The organism is Streptomyces sp. WI03-4A (assembly GCF_033792105.1).
Lineage (GTDB): Bacteria > Actinomycetota > Actinomycetes > Streptomycetales > Streptomycetaceae > Streptomyces > Streptomyces collinus_A.
The window spans coordinates 113231-129673 of sequence record NZ_JARAUO010000019.1 but is presented as its reverse complement, the minus strand read 5'-3'; the positions used below and the strand labels follow the sequence as shown (position 1 = coordinate 129673).

Annotated in this window: 12 protein-coding genes; 4 read left to right on the top strand and 8 right to left on the bottom strand. The window is 72.4% G+C overall.

Translation table 11 applies throughout. From position 1 onward, the window contains the following. Nucleotides 1-516, bottom strand: a complete 516-nt coding sequence (locus PV343_RS20640; protein ID WP_319148441.1) for a hypothetical protein — start codon at nt 514-516, stop codon at nt 1-3. A 260-nt stretch (nt 517-776) separates the two neighbouring features. On the opposite strand from PV343_RS20640, the gene PV343_RS20635 reads away from it, so the two are divergent. Further along, a complete protein-coding gene (locus PV343_RS20635; RefSeq protein WP_319148440.1) occupies nt 777-1382 on the top strand; it encodes a YceI family protein in 606 nt (201 codons plus the stop codon). Between the two features lie 135 nt (nt 1383-1517). Here PV343_RS20635 and PV343_RS20630 read toward each other — a convergent pair whose 3' ends face one another. After that, complete coding sequence (locus PV343_RS20630; protein WP_319148439.1) at nt 1518-2903, bottom strand: hypothetical protein; 1386 nt, start codon at nt 2901-2903, stop codon at nt 1518-1520. A 71-nt stretch (nt 2904-2974) separates the two neighbouring features. Further along, complete coding sequence (locus PV343_RS20625; RefSeq protein WP_319148438.1) at nt 2975-5989, bottom strand: glycoside hydrolase family 3 protein; 3015 nt, start codon at nt 5987-5989, stop codon at nt 2975-2977. A gap of 160 nt (nt 5990-6149) precedes the next feature. Between PV343_RS20625 and PV343_RS20620 the strand changes: the two genes are divergently transcribed. Next, a complete protein-coding gene (locus PV343_RS20620) occupies nt 6150-8018 on the top strand; it encodes a ricin-type beta-trefoil lectin domain protein (RefSeq protein WP_319148437.1) in 1869 nt (622 codons plus the stop codon). 119 nt (nt 8019-8137) lie between these two features. Then, nucleotides 8138-8740: a GOLPH3/VPS74 family protein gene (locus PV343_RS20615; protein ID WP_319148436.1), complete on the top strand. Its 603-nt coding sequence runs from the start codon at nt 8138-8140 to the stop codon at nt 8738-8740. Between the two features lie 43 nt (nt 8741-8783). Here PV343_RS20615 and cimA read toward each other — a convergent pair whose 3' ends face one another. The 5 genes from cimA to ureA all read right to left on the bottom strand — a co-directional run bounded on the left by cimA (nt 8784) and on the right by ureA (nt 14855). Next, a complete protein-coding gene (cimA, locus tag PV343_RS20610; protein WP_319148435.1) occupies nt 8784-10394 on the bottom strand; it encodes a citramalate synthase in 1611 nt (536 codons plus the stop codon). A 301-nt stretch (nt 10395-10695) separates the two neighbouring features. Then, nucleotides 10696-11307, bottom strand: a complete 612-nt coding sequence (locus tag PV343_RS20605; protein ID WP_133923606.1) for a TetR/AcrR family transcriptional regulator — start codon at nt 11305-11307, stop codon at nt 10696-10698. Between the two features lie 34 nt (nt 11308-11341). Beyond that, nucleotides 11342-12412, bottom strand: a complete 1071-nt coding sequence (locus tag PV343_RS20600) for an agmatine/peptidylarginine deiminase (protein ID WP_319148434.1) — start codon at nt 12410-12412, stop codon at nt 11342-11344. Nucleotides 12413-12423: 11 nt separating this feature from the next. Beyond that, entirely contained in the window at nt 12424-14148 is a 1725-nt protein-coding gene (locus PV343_RS20595; protein WP_319148433.1) for an urease subunit alpha, read from the bottom strand. Further along, complete coding sequence (gene ureA / locus PV343_RS20590; protein WP_319148432.1) at nt 14145-14855, bottom strand: urease subunit gamma; 711 nt, start codon at nt 14853-14855, stop codon at nt 14145-14147. The genes PV343_RS20595 and ureA overlap by 4 nt, the downstream gene beginning before the upstream one ends. A gap of 144 nt (nt 14856-14999) precedes the next feature. Here ureA and PV343_RS20585 point away from each other — a divergent pair, with 144 nt between their 5' ends. After that, nucleotides 15000-16442, top strand: coding sequence for a cytosine permease (locus tag PV343_RS20585; RefSeq protein ID WP_319148431.1), 1443 nt, complete (start codon nt 15000-15002; stop codon nt 16440-16442). Nucleotide 16443 lies beyond the last annotated feature (1 nt).

Sequence of the window (16443 nt, the reverse complement as noted above, 5' to 3'; positions counted from 1 at the left end):
TCAGCAGCCGCCGCAGTTGTAGTAAAGGACGTCCCAGTGGTTGCCCTCGTCGGCGTAGATGTTGCCCGAGCCCGACCGGTACTGCGGCGCGCCGTCGCCGCGCAGGCCGATGTAGGTGAAGCTGTTCTTGATGTACGAGGTGACGCAGGTGTTCTTGCCGTAGTCGAGCTTGTAGCCGTTCCAGTGGGAGTAGGTGCCGGAGGCGTGGCCGGTCTCGGTGCCGCCGGTGATGTTCAGGGCGCAGCCGCTGGCCCGCTTGAGGGTCTGGGCGCCCTGGGCGGTGGCGAGGTTGAGCTGGTCGAAGGACGTGCAGGTGGAGTTGTTCCGGTCGGTGCAGCCGCCGGAGGACGACCAGGTGATGCCGACCTGCCGGAACATCGACTCGGCGGTGGCCTGGCTGATCTTGGTGACGGCGAAGGCGTCGGTGGCGGTGCCGACGACGGCGACGCCGGGTGCGACGACCAGGGCGAGTGCGGTCAGGACGGAGCGGACCTTCAAGAACTCGGTGGCCTTCATGGGAACCCTTCCTGCGGATGGCCGTGCTTCCTGTGGGTCGGCTGTGCAGGTTGCGCACCGCTGATGGTGCCCGAGTTCTACGCGCGTCCGCCAGAGGGCGGACGGCGTGACTCATCGTGATCGCGAAAACACGTTCCGGATGATGTTGAAAACTCAACGGAATAGGTCTACCGTCGGAGTCGTTAAGTTCGTTGAACGTTAAACAGAAACGCCGCGACCGGTCACAGCCGGCCGCGTCCCGTCCCCCCAAGGAGAACGTCATGGGCATCTTCGGCCGCAAGGAAAGCACCCCCACCGCCTCGGCCCCGGCCGCCGTCAACCCCGACCTGGCCGCGCTGACCGGCGAGTACACGATCGACCCGGCGCACAGCACGATCGGCTTCGTGGCCCGTCACGCGATGGTCACCAACGTCAAGGGCGGCTTCCAGGAGTTCACCGGCACCCTGCGCCTGGACGGCGAGAAGCCCGAGCAGTCCACCGCGACCATCGACGTCACGATGGAGAGCATCGAGACCGGCAACGCCGACCGTGACGGCCACCTGAAGTCCGCCGACTTCTTCAAGACCGACGAGTTCCCGGCGATGACCTTCCGCTCCACCAAGGCGGAGGCCCTGGGCGGCGACGACTACCGCATCACCGGCGATCTCTCCCTCCTCGGTGTCACCAAGCCCCTCACCATCGACCTGGAGTTCAACGGCGCGGCGAAGGACCCGTTCGGCAACGAGCGCGTCGGCTTCGAGGGCAAGGCCGAGATCCTGCGCTCCGAGTGGGGCCTGACCTGGAACGCGGCGCTGGAGACCGGCGGCGTCCTGATCTCCGACAAGATCAAGCTGATCTTCGACATCTCGGCGATCAAGAGCGCGTGACCTCGGGCGGCCCCGCCGCCCGCGCCTGTCCCGCACCACGAGCGCGCCCGCCCTCCGGACCCCGTCACGGGGGAGGGCGGGCGCTCGCGTGTCGTCCTCGAAGCCGGTCCGCGGGAAAGGGCACTGGGCCCCGGTTCAGAAGCCTCCGCCGAAGTCGCCTCCCCCGCCACCGCCGCCGTCGAAGCCGCCGCCGTCGCCGAAGCCGCCGCCGAAGTCGCCGGGGTCGAAGTCCGCGCCCGAGACGTCGCCGCCCTGGTAGCCGCCGAAGTCGCCGCCGCCCGATGCGCCGTATCCGGAGCCGTAGTCGGCCGCGTAGGACGGGGTCGCCATCATGCTGCCGAGCAGGGTGCCGACGAGCAGCCCGGGCAGGATGCCGCCGCCGAAGTAGCCGCCGGCCCAGGGGCCGTAGGCCGGGCCCGCGTCCCAGTAGGGGCGGCGGCCGAGGTCGGTGTCCACCTCGCGGATCACCGGGTCGCGGCCGTCGGCCAGCCGGGTGGCGTCGGCCGCGCAGACCGGGACCTCGCGCGGGGCACCGCCGGACGGGGTCCAAGCGGCGTCGGTGACGGACGGCCCGTGGCGGGGGTCGAAGAAGCAGGGCGGCCGGCGCTCCGGGAGGGGGCGGCCCTCGCGGCGGGCGGCCAGCAGGGCGAGCGAGAAGCGGCCGTCCTCCAGCGCCTCGGTGACCGTGCGGACGTCCTCCGGCCTGCGGGCCTCGGCCATACGCTGCTTGGCCTGTTCGTAGGCGTCCAGCGCCCGTTCGTAGTCCGCGCGCATGGCGTCGTCGGCGCCCGCCTCGGCCGGGTGGAAGTCCAGCCGGTCCAGTTCCTCGCCGAAGGCGGTGATGTCCTCGTCGACGACCACCCGCAGCCGGTCGAGGGCGGCCCGCTGTTCCTCGTCCCGGCGGCGGCGGTTGCGGCGGACCAGGGCGTAGGCGCCCGCGCCCCCGGCCACCAGGACCGCGGCCGTGGTGATCAGCGCCGTGCCGGAGACTCCTCCCCCGCCCGGACCGGACGAGCCCCAGGAAGCGGGCGCGTGGCCGCCCATGTGGGCCAGGGCGCGGTGGGTGAAGTCGGACAGCTGGGTCCTGGTGTCCTCACCCTGGACACTGGCGACGAGGTTGCGCACCGCGGTGCGCGGCAGGACCGAGGAGTCGGCGCGGGCGTCGAACCGGTCGCCGAGGCGGATGGCGTACAGGCCGGTGACGCCGGTGGCCGTGCGCAGGGCGGAGAAGAGGTTCCGCGTCGGGTATCCGGCGGGCAGCACCGCGATGAACAGGGGCTTGTTCGCGTCCTTGATCTCGCGGGCGAGCGTGCCGGCGCCGGCGGCGGTCAACTGGCCGGAGGCGGCCGGGTCGACGTAGACCGGGCCCCTGCGCAGGGACTCGGCGATCGTGGACACGCCGGTGGCCGCCCGCACCCCCTCGGCCGCCGTCGCCCCCGGCGCCGGCGCGGTCACGAGCAGGAGCAGCAGGGCGGCCAGCAGCAGTGCCGGGAGGCTTCGGGTCCGCAGGACGGCCTTCATCCTTCGACGCTACCCGAAGCCTCCCGATACCGGTGTGATGTGCCCTGCCCTCGGGGAGGAGGGCACGGCGGCTACGCGGCCCGGTACGCCTGAGTCAGCTTCCGCACCGCCTTCCCGTAGTGGCCGCTCAGCAGCAGGTGGTCGGCGTCGGCGAAGGGGCCGGACACCGCCGCGTCGATCCGCTCGCCCACCTTCCCCTGGACGAGCAGCCGTGCCTCGGTGACCAGCTCGCGCCCGGTGCGGTCGGCGCCGGCCCGTTCGGCCGCGCTCGCCGCCTTGGCGAGGGCGCGCAGGGCGGCCTCGCCGCCGTGCGGGACGCGGGTGCGGGTGGTCAGGCCCCAGCCGTAGGGGAACTGCGGGTCGTAGGCGGAGTCGCCCACGTTGATCGGGAGCTGGGCGGCGGACCTGGGCCAGGTGACCGGGAGCTGTCCGGTGAAGGGGCGGCTGCCGTACAGGACGTCGGCGACGCCTCCGCCCTCGGTCCCGGGCAGCCAGGAGGCCACCAGCGCGTCGATCCGGCCGAGCCGGTCGCCGATGAGCTGCGGGCGCCCGGAGACGAGCAGGACCGCGCACTTCATGGCCGCGCAGACCTTGTCCACGGCCGCCTGGTCGGCGGCGGACAGTGTCAGGTCGTGGCCGTTGCCGACGTCGCCGACCCCTTCCGCGTAGGGGGTCTCGCCGACGACGACCACGCCGACGTCGTAACCGGCGGTCGGGGCGGAGGCGTCCTTGGAGTAGGTGACGTTCCCGCCCGCGCCGCGCATGCCCTGGAGGATGGTGGTGCCCGGGGTGATGTTCCCGGAGGAGCCCTGCCAGGTGACGGTCCAGCCGCCGCTCTGGTTGCCGATGTCGTCGGCGTTCGAGCCGGCGACGTACACCTTCTGGCTCTTCTTCAGGGGCAGCAGTCCCCCGCTGTTCTTCAGCAGCACCTGTGACTCGGCGGCGGCGGCGCGGGCCACGGCCCGGTGGGCCGGGGAGCCGATGGCGGCGGCGCCGGCGGTGTCGGCGTAGGGGTGCTCGAACAGGCCGAGCCGGAACTTCTGGGTGAGGATCCGGGAGACGGCGTCGTCGATCCGCCGCTCGGTGACCCGGCCCGCCTTCACCTCGTCGGCCAGCGTCGAGCTGAAATCCTTGTAGCCGTAGGGCACCATCATCATGTCGACGCCCGCGTCGACCGCGGTGCGGACGTGGGCCGGGTAGTCGCCGGGGAGCTGGTCGATGGCGTTCCAGTCGCTGATGACGAAGCCGTCGAAGCCCATGCGGCCCTTGAGGACGCCGTTGATCATGTCGGTCCGGGCGTGCATCTTGACGGGGCCCTGCCCGTCGCCGAGCACGTCGAGCGAGGAGTACGACGGCATGACGGTGCCGACACCCCGGTCGACGGCCGTGCGGAACGGCGCGAGGTGCACGGCCTCCAGCTCCTGCCGGGTGACCTTCGTGACGCCCTGGTCGATCTTGTACGTGCCCGTGGTCGAGGAGCCGTACTCCGTGCCGCCGTCGCCGACGAAGTGCTTGGCGGTGGCGAGGACCTTGTCGTTCCGGCGCAGGTCGGCGCCGTTCGCGCGGCCCTGGAGGCCCTGGACGACGGTCTCCATCGACTGGACCAGCGCCGGGTCCTCGCCGAAGGACTCGTAGGAGCGGCCCCAGCGCTCGTCGCGGCTCACGCACAGGCAGGGCGCGAAGTCCCAGGGGACGCCGGTGGCCCGTACCTCGGCGGCGGTCACCGCGCCCGTCCGTTCGGCGAGGGCGGGGTCGCGGGTGGCGCCGATGCCGATGTTGTGCGGCATGACCGTGGCGCCGACCAGGTTGTTGTGGCCGTGCACCGCGTCGACGCCGTAGATCAGCGGGATCTGGAAGCGGGTCGCCCGGGCGCGCAGCTGGAAGCCGTCGATCATCTTCGCCCAGGCCGCCGGGGTGTTGGGCGTGGGGGTCGAGCCGCCGCCGGACAGCAGCGAGCCGAGGGCGTACGTGGCGACGTCGGCCCCGGTGCCCACGGCGCCGCGCTCGGCCTGGGTCATCTGGCCCGCCTTCTCCGCCAGGGACATCCGGCCCAGGAGGTCCGCGACCCGCTTGCGCACCGGCAGTTTCGAATCCAGGTAGGGCAGTCCGTGGGCGTCGATGACGACCTGCGGGGTCTCGGCGGGCGCCTTGGCGCCGGTCACGGTGAGCCCCAGCGGGACGGTCTCGGCGGGCTCGGCCGTCTTGTCCCTCAGGGTGCGCACCTCGACGGTCCGGGTGGTGCCGGAGGCCGTGCCGGCCGGGAAGGTGAGGGTGCCGGAGACCGGGGTGTAGTCCCGGCCGGGCTCGGCGGTGCCGTCCGTGCCGGTGGCGTAGGTGACGGTCACCGGTTCGTCCAGGGGCGCCGAGCCGGTGGTGGCCACGGTGATCCCGACCTTGGCGGTGCCGCCCTCCGTGACGGTGCGGACGGCCGTGTCGGTCGTGACGGAGGCGCGCAGCGACTGGTCGGCGCGGCCGTACAGCTCGACGCCGTCCATGGCGAACTGCCCCTTGACGCCGACCGGGAGGGTGACGGCGTAACCCCACATCCGGTCGAGGCCGAGGACGTGGTCGATGCCGCCGACGGGCTGGTAGTCGGTGCGGTAGGCGAAGTCGGTGAAGGGGAGCTCGACCTGTTTCCAGCCGGTGAAGTCGTCGGTGAAGGAGGTGGTCCAGAGTTCCGAGGCCTCGCCGTCGTGGCCGCCGTCCTTGATCTCGAAGGCGATCTTCTTGCCGTTGTCCTGGCCGTCCCACCAGAAGCGGATGCCCCGGTGCGCCGACCAGTCGTGGGCGGGTTCCCCAGCGGCGAAGTCGTGGGTGAAGCCGCCGTAGCCGCTGATGTCGTAGCTGCCGCTGAGGACCTTGGCGCCCTCGGGGGCGTCGGAGCGTGCGGCGAGTCGCAGCGCCGGCGGGTCGTCGGAGTCGCCGCCCCAGGTGAAGATGCCCTCGGCGGGCTGGGAGGCGAAGGGGACCTCGCCCTCGAAGCGGTCGACGGGGACGGGCGGCGGGTCGTCGGCGGCTCGCGCGGTCGCCCAGGGGAGCAGACCGGTGAGGAGTGCGGCGGAGACGAGCAGGGCGGTTCTTCGCATGGACCTTCCCTCGGCTCTCATGGTTCACTCATGACTTAGCTCACGACATGAGTTAACTGGGGGCCCACACAACCGTCAAGACCGCACGTCAGGACGGCCGGGCGCAGCAAGTCCCCCCACACATCAGGCACGTTGGCTCTCCCCAGAAGGGCGACGCACCATGAGAACCCCCCTGCGCACCACCCGGCTGCTGCTGGCCGGCCTGCTGGCCACCGCCGGGCTGACGACCCTCGGCGCACCGTCCGCGCACGCGGCCGGCGAACAGGTCACCGCGTGGCTCACCACCACCGACGACTCCGCCGGACGGCACGTCGTACGCGGTCTGCAGGCCCAGACGCCGTTCGCCTTCCAGTCCGGCACCGGTGGCGGCGGCGAGAACATCACCGTCGACGAGAACACTCGGTACCAGACCTTCACCGGCGGCGGCGCGTCCTTCACGGACACCGCCGCCTGGCTGATGAACAGCAGCGGGGCACTGTCCCAGAGCACCCGGGACGCGACCATGCGCAAGCTGTTCTCGCCGTCGGACGGGATCGGGCTGTCGTTCCTGCGCAACCCCATGGGCGCCTCGGACCTCGCGCGGTACGGATACACCTACGACGACGTGCCGGCGGGCCAGACCGACACCTCGCTGGCGAAGTTCTCGATCGCGCACGACCTCGCGGACGTCGTCCCGCTGACCAGGCAGGCGCTGCAGCTCAACCCGGCTCTGACGGTGATGGCCTCACCGTGGACGGCCCCGGCCTGGATGAAGGACAGCGGCTCGCTCAACGGCGGCTGGCTGAAGGCCGAGGACTACGGCGCGTACGCCTCCTACTTCGTGAAGTACCTCCAGGCGTACCGGGACCAGGGCGTGAACGTCTCCTACGTCACCGCGCAGAACGAGCCGACCTGCTGTTCCGGCTACCCGTCGATGAGCTGGAACGGGAACGGGCTGGCGTACTTCACCAAGAGCGAGCTGCTGCCGAAGCTGCAGGCGGCGGGGCTCACCACCAAGGTGCTGGCGCACGACTGGAACTGGGACGTCTACGACTCCTACGCGGCCCAGACGGTGGACGACCCGGCCGTGCGCAACCACCCCAACTTCGGCGGGATCGCCTGGCACGGCTACGGCGGTGACATCGGCAAGCAGACGAGCGTGCACAACCAGTACCCCACGCTGGACGCCTTCGGCACCGAGCACTCCGGCGGCACCTGGATCGCCGACCAGCAGCGCGAGGACATGTCCAACATCATCGACTACACGCGCAACTGGGCGAAGTCGGTGACCAAGTGGTCGCTCGCGGTGGACCAGAACATGGGCCCGCACAACGGCGGCTGCGGCACCTGCACCGGCCTGGTCACCGTGCACCACGGGGACGGCGCGAGCGGGACGGTCGACTACACCGTCGAGTACTACGACATGGGCCACCTGACGAAGTTCGTCCGCCCGGGCGCCCAGCGGATCGCCTCCACGGCCTCGGCCGCCGTGCCCAACGTGGCGTGGCGCAACCCGGACGGCAGCAAGGCGCTGATCGCGTACAACGGCTCGTCGTCCGCCAAGTCGGTGACGATCGACTGGGGCGCGCAGCACGCCACCTACTCGCTGCCCGGCAGGACCTCGGCGACCTTCACCTGGTCCGGCACCCAGTCGGGCGGCGGCGGCCGCTCCGGCGCCTTCGTGGGGCTCGCGGGCAAGTGCCTGGACGTGGCCGGCGCGTCCGGTGCGAACGGCACGGCGGTGCAGCTCTACGACTGCAACGGCAGCACGGCGCAGCAGTGGACGCTGCCGGGCGACGGGTCCGTCCGGGCCCTCGGCAAGTGCCTGGACGTGACCTCGGCCTCCACCGCGGACGGGGCCAAGGTCCAGTTGTACGACTGCAACGGCAGCGGGGCGCAGAAGTGGTCGTACGACACGTCCACCGGTGACGTGGTGAACACGGCGGCGAACAAGTGCCTCGACGTCACGGACAACTCGTCGGCGAACGGGGCGCGGGTCCAGATCTGGTCCTGCACGGGCGCGGCCAACCAGAAGTGGAAGCTCCAGTAGGACGCTCGTGTCCCGACCCCGCGGGGGCGGGACACGGCGGGGGCCGCCGTGCTGCGGATCGGCGGCCCTCCGCACATGCTGGTGGTGCGGGGAGCCGCCAGCCCGGAGGGGAAGCCGACATGACCACACCGCAGGACCTGTTCATCGTCGCCACGGACGTCCCCGGCGACCGCCCGGTGGAGCAGGGCGACCTGTCGCTGGCCCTCGCGGGTGCCGAGCTGATCGACCTCCTCGGGGCCCGGGCGCTCACCCTGGACGACGAGCGCATCGTGCCGGGCCCGCCGCTGGCCCTGGGTGACCGGCTCCTGGACGAGGCGGGTGCCGCGCTCGTCCGGCGGGAGCCGTACGAGACGGTCGAGGACTGGCTGTGGCGCCGCGGGCAGGGGCTGACCGGGGTCTACCTCGACGAGCTGGACGCCCAGGGACAGCTGACGGGCGAGCGCCGGCACTGGCTGCCGTACCGGCCGAAGGCCGACGCGGCCGCGGGCACCGAGGCGCGTCGCCACGCCACCGGCCGGTGGGAGGCCCACGAGCCGGTGCTCGCCGGCCTCGCGGCGGCCCTGGGCGTCGGGGACGGCGAGCCGGCCGAGGAGGGCCTCGGCGACGACGCGGTCGTCACGGTGCTGGCCGCGGTCAACCACGCGCTGACGGAGCTGGAGGGCGTACGGCAGCGGCGGCGCATCGAGAACGCCGCCTTCGACAACATCTGGCGCGCGCCCTGACCCCGGCTCCGGCCGGGTCAGGGCGCGCGGTGCGCGCGTGCCGTCACTGGGCGGGTTCGACCCCTGCCCGCAGCAGCCCGTAGGTGTAGGCGTCCTCCAGGGCCTGCCACGAGGCGGCGATGACGTTCTCGGCGACGCCGACCGTGGACCACTCGCCGGCCCCGTCGGAGGTGGAGATCAGCACCCGGGTGGTGGAGGAGGTGCCGTGCACGCCCTCCAGGATGCGGACCTTGTAGTCCACCAGGTCCAGCTTGGCGAGCTGGGGGTAGATCTTCTCCAGGGCCACGCGCAGCGCCCGGTCCAGGGCGTTGACCGGGCCGTTGCCCTCCGCGGTGGCGACGATCCGCTCGCTCTTGGCCCAGAGCTTGACCGTGGCCTCGTTGGCGTGGGTGCCGTCGGGCCGGTCCTCGACGATGGCCCGCCAGGACTCGACGTCGAAGTACTTCAGCGGCCTGCCCTCGACCTCGGCGCGCAGCAGCAGCTCGAAGGAGGCGTCGGCGGCCTCGTAGCTGTAGCCCGCGAGCTCGCGCTCCTTGACCCGCTCGACCACGCGGCCGACCAGTTCCCGGTCGCCGCCGAGGTCGACGCCGAGCTCCTTGCCCTTCAGCTCGACCGAGGCGCGGCCCGCCATGTCGGAGACCAGCATCCGCATGGTGTTGCCGACCTGCTCGGGGGCGATGTGCTGGTACAGGTCCGGGTCGACCTTGATCGCCGAGGCGTGCAGCCCCGCCTTGTGCGCGAAGGCCGAGACGCCCACGTACGGCTGATGGGTGGAGGGGGTGAGGTTCACGACCTCGGCGATGGCGTGGGAGATCCGGGTCATCTCGCGCAGCCGGCCCTCCGGCAGCACCCTCTTGCCGTACTTCAGCTCCAGGGCCGCCACGACCGGGAAGAGGTTGGCGTTGCCGACGCGCTCGCCGTAGCCGTTGGCCGTGCACTGCACCTGGGTCGCGCCCGCGTCGACCGCGGCGAGCGTGTTGGCGACCGCGCAGCCGGTGTCGTCCTGGGCGTGGATGCCGAGCCGGGCGCCGGTGTCGGCGAGGACCGTGGAGACGACCGCGTGCACCTGGGCGGGGAGCATGCCGCCGTTGGTGTCGCAGAGGATGACGACGTCGGCTCCGGCCTCGGAGGCGGCGCGTACGACGGCCTTGGCGTACTCGGGGTTCGCGCGGTAGCCGTCGAAGAAGTGCTCGCAGTCGACGAAGACCCGGCGGCCCTGGTCCCGCAGGTAGGACACCGTGTCGCGGACCATCTCCAGGTTCTCGTCCAGCGTGGTGCGCAGCGCCAGCTCCACGTGCCGGTCGTGGGACTTGGCGACCAGGGTGATCACCGGGGCGCCCGACTCCAGGAGCGCCCTGACCTGCGGGTCCTCGGCGGCCTTCGCGCCGGCCCGACGGGTGGCGCCGAAGGCGACAAGACGGGCGTGCTTGAAGTCGATCTCGGCCTGCGCGCGGGCGAAGAACTCGGTGTCCCGCGGGTTGGCGCCGGGCCAGCCGCCCTCGATGAAGCCGACGCCGAAGTCGTCCAGGTGCCGTGCGATGGCGAGCTTGTCCGCGACGGTGAGGTTGATGCCCTCGCGCTGCGCCCCGTCGCGCAGCGTGGTGTCGAAGACGTGGAACGAGTCGTCGAGCTCGCTGGTTGCCGTCTCGGTCATGGTCTCAAGGCTCCTGATTGTGAATCTTCGGTCTAACCGGAATGACCGGCTCCAACCGTCCCCCCAGGGGTCCCTCGCGCTCCGCTCCCGGCTTCGGGTGGGCCGGAAAACGAAAAAACCCCTCGCGGGTGCGAGAGGTCTGCGCGCGGGTCGAGGACGACGGTGGCCACCCGCACCTGGTCGTACGAGGTGGTCACTGCGGACCGGCGCGCCTGCTGCCCATAATCATGGTGAGCGAGAGCACGCAGGCAGTCTGACACAGCACCGCCCCAGGTCCACGGACCGTCTCAGGATGCGGTCGTCAGGCGTCCACCGCGACGAGCGCCTGGTCGAGGAACTCCCGGACGTGGGAGATCACCTGCGGGCGGTCCGTGCCGCGCAGACCGATGGCGACGTGGATGGAGAAGCCGTCCAGCAGGGCCCGCAGCCGGGCGGCGAAGCGGTCGGCGTCGACCGGGCGGAACTCGCCGCGCGAGACGCCCTCGGCGATCAGGGCGACCAGGTCGCGGTGCCAGGCGCCCTCGATGGCGGCCTGCCGCTCACGGGCGGCGTCGTCGGCGTTCTGCGAGCGGTTCCAGACCTCCAGCCACAGCGTCCAGTGCGGGTCGCGGTGGCCGTCGGGCACGTACAGGTCGACGTACGCCTCCAGGCGCTCCCGGGCGGTGCCCGGCCGGGTGAGCAGGCGGCCGCGCTCGGCGCCCAGCCGGCCCTCGCTCCACTCCAGGGTGCGCAGCAGCAGCTCGTCCTTGGAGTGGAAGTAGTACAGCAGATGGCCGCTGCTCATCCCGACCTCGCGCCCGAGGGCCGCCATGGTGAGCTTCTCCAGACCGCGCTCGGCGATCATGTCCATGGCTGCGACGAGGACCTCCTCGCGCGGCGGCGCGTTCCTGCGCGGACGGGCCGCACCGGCCATCTGCTGCTCCTGTACGTCAGGGGTCCGGTACGAGTCAGACCTTCGGCTGCTGCTGGGTGATGCAGTGGATGCCACCGCCACCGGAGAAGATCGTACGGGCGTCCACCAGGGTGACGGTCCGCTCCGGGAAGAGGCGGCGGAAGATCCCGGCGGCGATCTCGTCGCGCGGGTCGTCGAAGCCGCACAGCACGACCCCGCCGTTGCACAGGTAGTGGTTGATGTAGGAGTAGTCGGCCCAGTGGCCGTCGGCCTCCAGGGCGGTCGGGGCGGGCACCTCGACCACCTCCAGGCGGCGGCCGCGCGCGTCGGTCGCGGACTTCAGCAGGCCGATGACCTCCCGGGTCACCTCGTGGTCGGGGTGGGCCGGGTCCGGCTGGTGGTGGGCGACGACGACCCCGGGGCGGGCGAAGGCGGCGACGATGTCGACGTGCCCGAGGGTGCCGAAGCCCTTGGGGGCCTCCCCACGCCCTTCGGGCAGGGGGGGAGGGTAGTCGCCGGTCAGGCCGCGCGGCAGCCAGATCGCCTTCCGGGTGCCGAGGTGGGCGTGGATCTCGGCCTCGACCTCCTCCCTCGACCAGTGCGGGTTGCGCTCGGGGCCGAGCTGCACCGTCTCGGTGAGCAGCACGGTGCCCTCGCCGTCGACGTGGATCGCGCCGCCCTCGTTGACCAGCTTCGAGGCGTACGTCTTCGCGCCCGCGCGGTCGGCGACGAACGAGGCGATCTTGGCGTCGTGCTCCCAGCGGGCCCAGTGCTGGGCGCCCCAGCCGTTGAACGTCCAGTCCACGGCGCCCAGCCGGCCCCGGCCGTCGGTGAGGAAGGTGGGGCCGATGTCCCGCATCCAGGCGTCGTCCAGGTCCCGTTCGACGGTGTCGACGCCGGGGCCCAGCAGGGTCTCGGCCTCGGCCGACTGGCCCGGGCCGCAGACCACCGTCACCGGCTCGAAACGCAGCACGGCGCGGGCGACCGAGGCCCAGGCGACACGGGAGCGGGCGAGGTCGTCCGGGTCCTCGAAGGTGGGGTTGGGGCCCGGCCAAGCCATCCAGGTGCGCTCGTGCGGGGCCCACTCGGCGGGCATGCGGAAGCCGTCAGCGGCGGGGGTGGTCATCGGTCGGGTCCTTAGAGGAAGTAGAGGCGGTTGAGGGAGACGGACTCGGCGGGCTCGGAGCGCAGCGGGTCGCCGTCGAGGGTCACCAGGCCGGTGCGCTGGTCCACGTCGACCGCTCCGACGCGGGCGTTCAGGCGCAGGTCGGCCGGGCCGATGCCCCGGGTGCCGCGCACGGCGACCCGGCGGCGGCGGGTGGGCATCGTGTCGTTGCCCTGGTCCACGGCGGCCTGGGCGACGAAGGCGACCGAGATGTCGGCGGGCGTGCTGCCGTGCGCGCCGAACTGCGGACCGAGCACGAGCGGCTCGCAGGTGTCGGTGGCCGCGTTGGGGTCGCCGACCACGCCGTACGCCGGGAAGCCGGACTTGAGGACGAGCTGCGGCTTGGCGCCGAAGTACTCCGGGCGCCACAGCACGATGTCCGCGAGCTTGCCGACCTCGATCGAGCCGACCTCGTGCGCGAGGCCGTGGGCGATGGCCGGGTTGATGGTCAGCTTGGCCATGTAGCGCAGGACGCGGGCGTTGTCGTCGCCCTCGCCGTCGCCGTCCATCGGGCCCAGTTCGGCCTTCATCTTCCCCGCCATGGCGAAGGTGCGCCGGACCGTCTCGCCGGCGCGGCCCATGCCCTGGGCGTCGGAGGAGGTGATGCCGATCGCGCCCAGGTCGTGCAGCACGTCCTCGGCGCCCATCGTGCCGGCCCGGATGCGGTCGCGGGCCATGGCGGCGTCGCCGGGCAGGTCGGTCTTCAGGTCGTGGACGGAGACGATCATGCCGTAGTGCTCGGCGACCGCGTCCCGGCCGAAGGGCAGGGTGGGGTTGGTGGAAGAGCCGATGACGTTCGGGACCCCGGCCATCTTCAGCACGTTGGGCACGTGACCGCCGCCGCAGCCCTCGATGTGGAAGGCGTGGATCGTGCGGCCCTCCAGGACCCGGAGGGTGTCCTCGACCGAGAGGCACTCGTTGAGGCCGTCGCTGTGCAGGGCGACCTGGACGTCGTGCTCCTCGGCGACCCGCAGGGCGGTGTCCAGGGCGCGGGTGTGGGCGCCCATGTCCTCGTGCACCTTGAACCCGGAGGCCCCGCCCTCGGCCAGCGCCTCGACCAGGGGCGCGTCGTGCGAGGACGAACCCCGGCCCAGGAAACCGATGTTGACCGGCCAGGCGTCGAAGGCGTTGAAGGCGTGCCGCAGCGCCCACGGCGAGTTGACGCCGACACCCCACACCGGGCCGAACTCCTGCCCGACGATCGTGGTGACGCCGGAGGCCAGCGAGGCCTCCATGATCCGCGGCGACAGCAGGTGGACATGGGTGTCGACGGCGCCGGCGGTGGCGATCAGGCCCTCGCCGGACACGATGGACGTGCCGGTGCCCACGACGACGTCGACCCCGTCGAGGGTGTCCGGGTTCCCGGCGCGTCCGACGGCGCAGATCCGGCCCTCGCGGATGCCGATCGAGACCTTGCGGATGCCCTGCGCGGCGTCGATCACGACGACGTTGCTGATCACGACGTCGCAGGTGTCGCGGACGGCGGCGGCCTTCAGGTGCAGTCCGTCGCGGGCGGTCTTGCCGAAGCCGGCGAGGAACTCGTCGCCGTACTTCTGGGCGTCCGACTCGACCCGGACGACGAGGCCGGAGTCGCCGAGCCGGACGCGGTCGCCGGCCCGGGGGCCGTGCGTGGCGGCGTAGGCGTGCGGGTCGACCTGGGTGGCGCGGCTGATCTCGCGTCCCTTGGAGCGGCTCATCGCTCGCCCCCTTCCGGTGTGCCGCCGTCCGGTGTGATGCCGAGGTAGCCGCAGGCGGCGGCCCGGCGCAGGGCCTCCTCGCGGGCCCCCGGCGCGTCCAGCGGCCCGTCGACCAGGCCGGCGAAGCCGATCGCGATCCGCGCGCCGCCGATCGGCACCAGCCCGACCTCCGCGCTCTCGCCGGGCCCGAACCGGACCGAGGACCCGGCGGGCACGGCGAGCCGCATGCCGTAGGCCCTCTCCCGCGGGAAGTCCAGCCGCGGGTTGGCCTCGAAGAAGTGGAAGTGGGAGGTGACGGAGACCGGCACGGTCGCGGTGTTGGTGACCCGCAGCCGGACGGTGGGCCCGGGCTCGGTGTGCTGCGGTCCCGGCAGCAGCGCGCCCGGTCCGTCCTCGCACGGGCCGGCGCCGATGGGGTCGGAGACCACGGCGAGCCGGGAACCGTCGTCGAAGACCGCCTCGACGTGGACCTCGGTGACCACGTCGACCACCCCCGGCAGCACGTCCTCGGGACCGAGGACGGACCGGGCCGCCTCGATGGCCTCCGCGAGCCGCCTGCCGTCCCGCGCGGCCTCGCAGACGGTGTCCGCGATCAGCGCGGTCGCCTCCGGCACGTTCAGCCGGAGGCCGCGGGCCCGGCGGGCCCGGGCCAGCTCGGCCGCCCCGAAGAGCAGCAGCCGGTCACGTTCCGTGGGGGTGAGTCTCACGACGCGGCACCTCCTTGCCTTCCACAGATTAGAACATCACTCTAAACGCACTCTCCATGAAACAGAAGCATTGACCTGCGACCGCTGTTCACGACACATTGAACGTCGCTCAAACCATGAGGCGGCCGTCGAAGGAGACCAGCCATGCCGATCGAACAGCGCGGTGTCGACACCATCCCGGAGGAGGAGCGGACGAGCGGGCCGAAGGACCTGGTCTCGATCCTGCTCGGCTCCAACCTCTGCCTCGGGGTGATCATCTTCGGCTGGCTGCCGGCGTCGTTCGGGCTCGGCTGGTGGGCCTCGGTGAGCGCGGTCGTCGCGGGCACCGTGGCCGGCACGGTGTTCACCGCCCCGCTCGCCCTGGTCTCCCTGCGCACCGCGACCAACCTGTCCACCTCCTCGGGTGCCCAGTTCGGCGTGCGCGGCCGGCTCGTCGGCTCGGTGGTGGGCCTGCTGCTGGCCCTCGGCTACACCGCCCTGACCGTGTGGATCGGCGGTGACGTGATGGTGAGCGTGCTCGGCCGGCTGTTCGGGCTGCGCGCGGACGGGCTGTCGTACGCCGTCGTCTACGCGCTGCTCGCCGCGGCGACGGTCGCGGGCGCGGTCTACGGCTACCGGGTGCTGCTCGCCATGTCCCGGGTGCTGGCCGTCGGCATGACCGCCCTGCTGGCCCTCGGCGTCCTCGCCTACGCCCCGCACTTCAGCGCCTCGCCGCTCGCGGACGCCGGCGGCTACCTGCTGGGCTCGTTCTGGCCGACCTGGTTCCTCGCGGCGGTGGCGGCGGGGCTGTCCGGGCCGATCGCCTTCATCACGCTGCTCGGCGACTACACCCGCTATATCTCCCCCGCGCGCCACTCCGGCCGCCGCGTGCTGCACGCCACCTGGCTCGGGCTGATCCTGGGCCTGCTGGTGCCGCAGCTGTTCGGCACCTTCACGGCGTACGCGGCCCGCGCGGCCGGCGACTACGCCGGTCCCCTGGTCTCCGCCTCGCCCGCCTGGTACCTGCTGCCGCTGCTGCTGTCCGCCTCCGCGGGCTCGGTCGGCAACGCGGGCCTGATGCTGTACTCGATGGGTCTCGACCTGGACGCGATCCTGCCCCGCGCCTCCCGCGCCCGCGCCACCTGCACGGTCGCCGTGGTGGCCACGGCCTGCGTCTTCGCCGGGCACTACGCGTGGAACGCGCAGTCCGCCATGACGTCCTTCGTGCTGCTGCTCACCGCGATCGGCACCCCGTGGGCGGTCATCACCCTCATCGGCTTCGTCCGCTGCCGCGGTGTGTACGACGCCGACGCCCTCCAGGTCTTCAACCGCCGTTCGCGGGGCGGGATCTACTGGTACCGGGCCGGCTGGAACCCGCGGGCCACCGGGTCCTGGGCGGCCGGCGCGGCGGTCGGCCTGCTGGCGGTGTCCCTGCCGTCGTACGAGGGCCCGCTGCTGGGCCTGACCGGCGGGGTGGACTGCAGCTTCCTGCTGTCGGGCGCCGTCGGCGGGCTGGTCTACCTGCTGCTGACGATCACCCCGGAACGGCCCAGGGCCGCCGCGGACCCGGAGTCCGCGGCGGCCCTGGGCGTGGGCGCCGAGCGTTGAG

Excerpts from the sequence above, each read along its gene's own strand:
- PV343_RS20630 (WP_319148439.1), bottom strand. The coding sequence starts at position 2,903 with ATGAAGGCCGTCCTGCGGACCCGAAGCCTCCCGGCACTGCTGCTGGCC.
- PV343_RS20585 (WP_319148431.1), top strand. The coding sequence starts at position 15,000 with ATGCCGATCGAACAGCGCGGTGTCGACACCATCCCGGAGGAGGAGCGG.
- cimA (WP_319148435.1), bottom strand. The coding sequence starts at position 10,394 with ATGACCGAGACGGCAACCAGCGAGCTCGACGACTCGTTCCACGTCTTC.
- PV343_RS20600 (WP_319148434.1), bottom strand. The coding sequence starts at position 12,412 with ATGACCACCCCCGCCGCTGACGGCTTCCGCATGCCCGCCGAGTGGGCC.
- PV343_RS20595 (WP_319148433.1), bottom strand. The coding sequence starts at position 14,148 with ATGAGCCGCTCCAAGGGACGCGAGATCAGCCGCGCCACCCAGGTCGAC.
- PV343_RS20635 (WP_319148440.1), top strand. The coding sequence starts at position 777 with ATGGGCATCTTCGGCCGCAAGGAAAGCACCCCCACCGCCTCGGCCCCG.
- PV343_RS20620 (WP_319148437.1), top strand. The coding sequence starts at position 6,150 with ATGAGAACCCCCCTGCGCACCACCCGGCTGCTGCTGGCCGGCCTGCTG.
- PV343_RS20605 (WP_133923606.1), bottom strand. The coding sequence starts at position 11,307 with ATGGCCGGTGCGGCCCGTCCGCGCAGGAACGCGCCGCCGCGCGAGGAG.
- PV343_RS20625 (WP_319148438.1), bottom strand. The coding sequence starts at position 5,989 with ATGCGAAGAACCGCCCTGCTCGTCTCCGCCGCACTCCTCACCGGTCTG.
- PV343_RS20640 (WP_319148441.1), bottom strand. The coding sequence starts at position 516 with ATGAAGGCCACCGAGTTCTTGAAGGTCCGCTCCGTCCTGACCGCACTC.
- PV343_RS20615 (WP_319148436.1), top strand. The coding sequence starts at position 8,138 with ATGACCACACCGCAGGACCTGTTCATCGTCGCCACGGACGTCCCCGGC.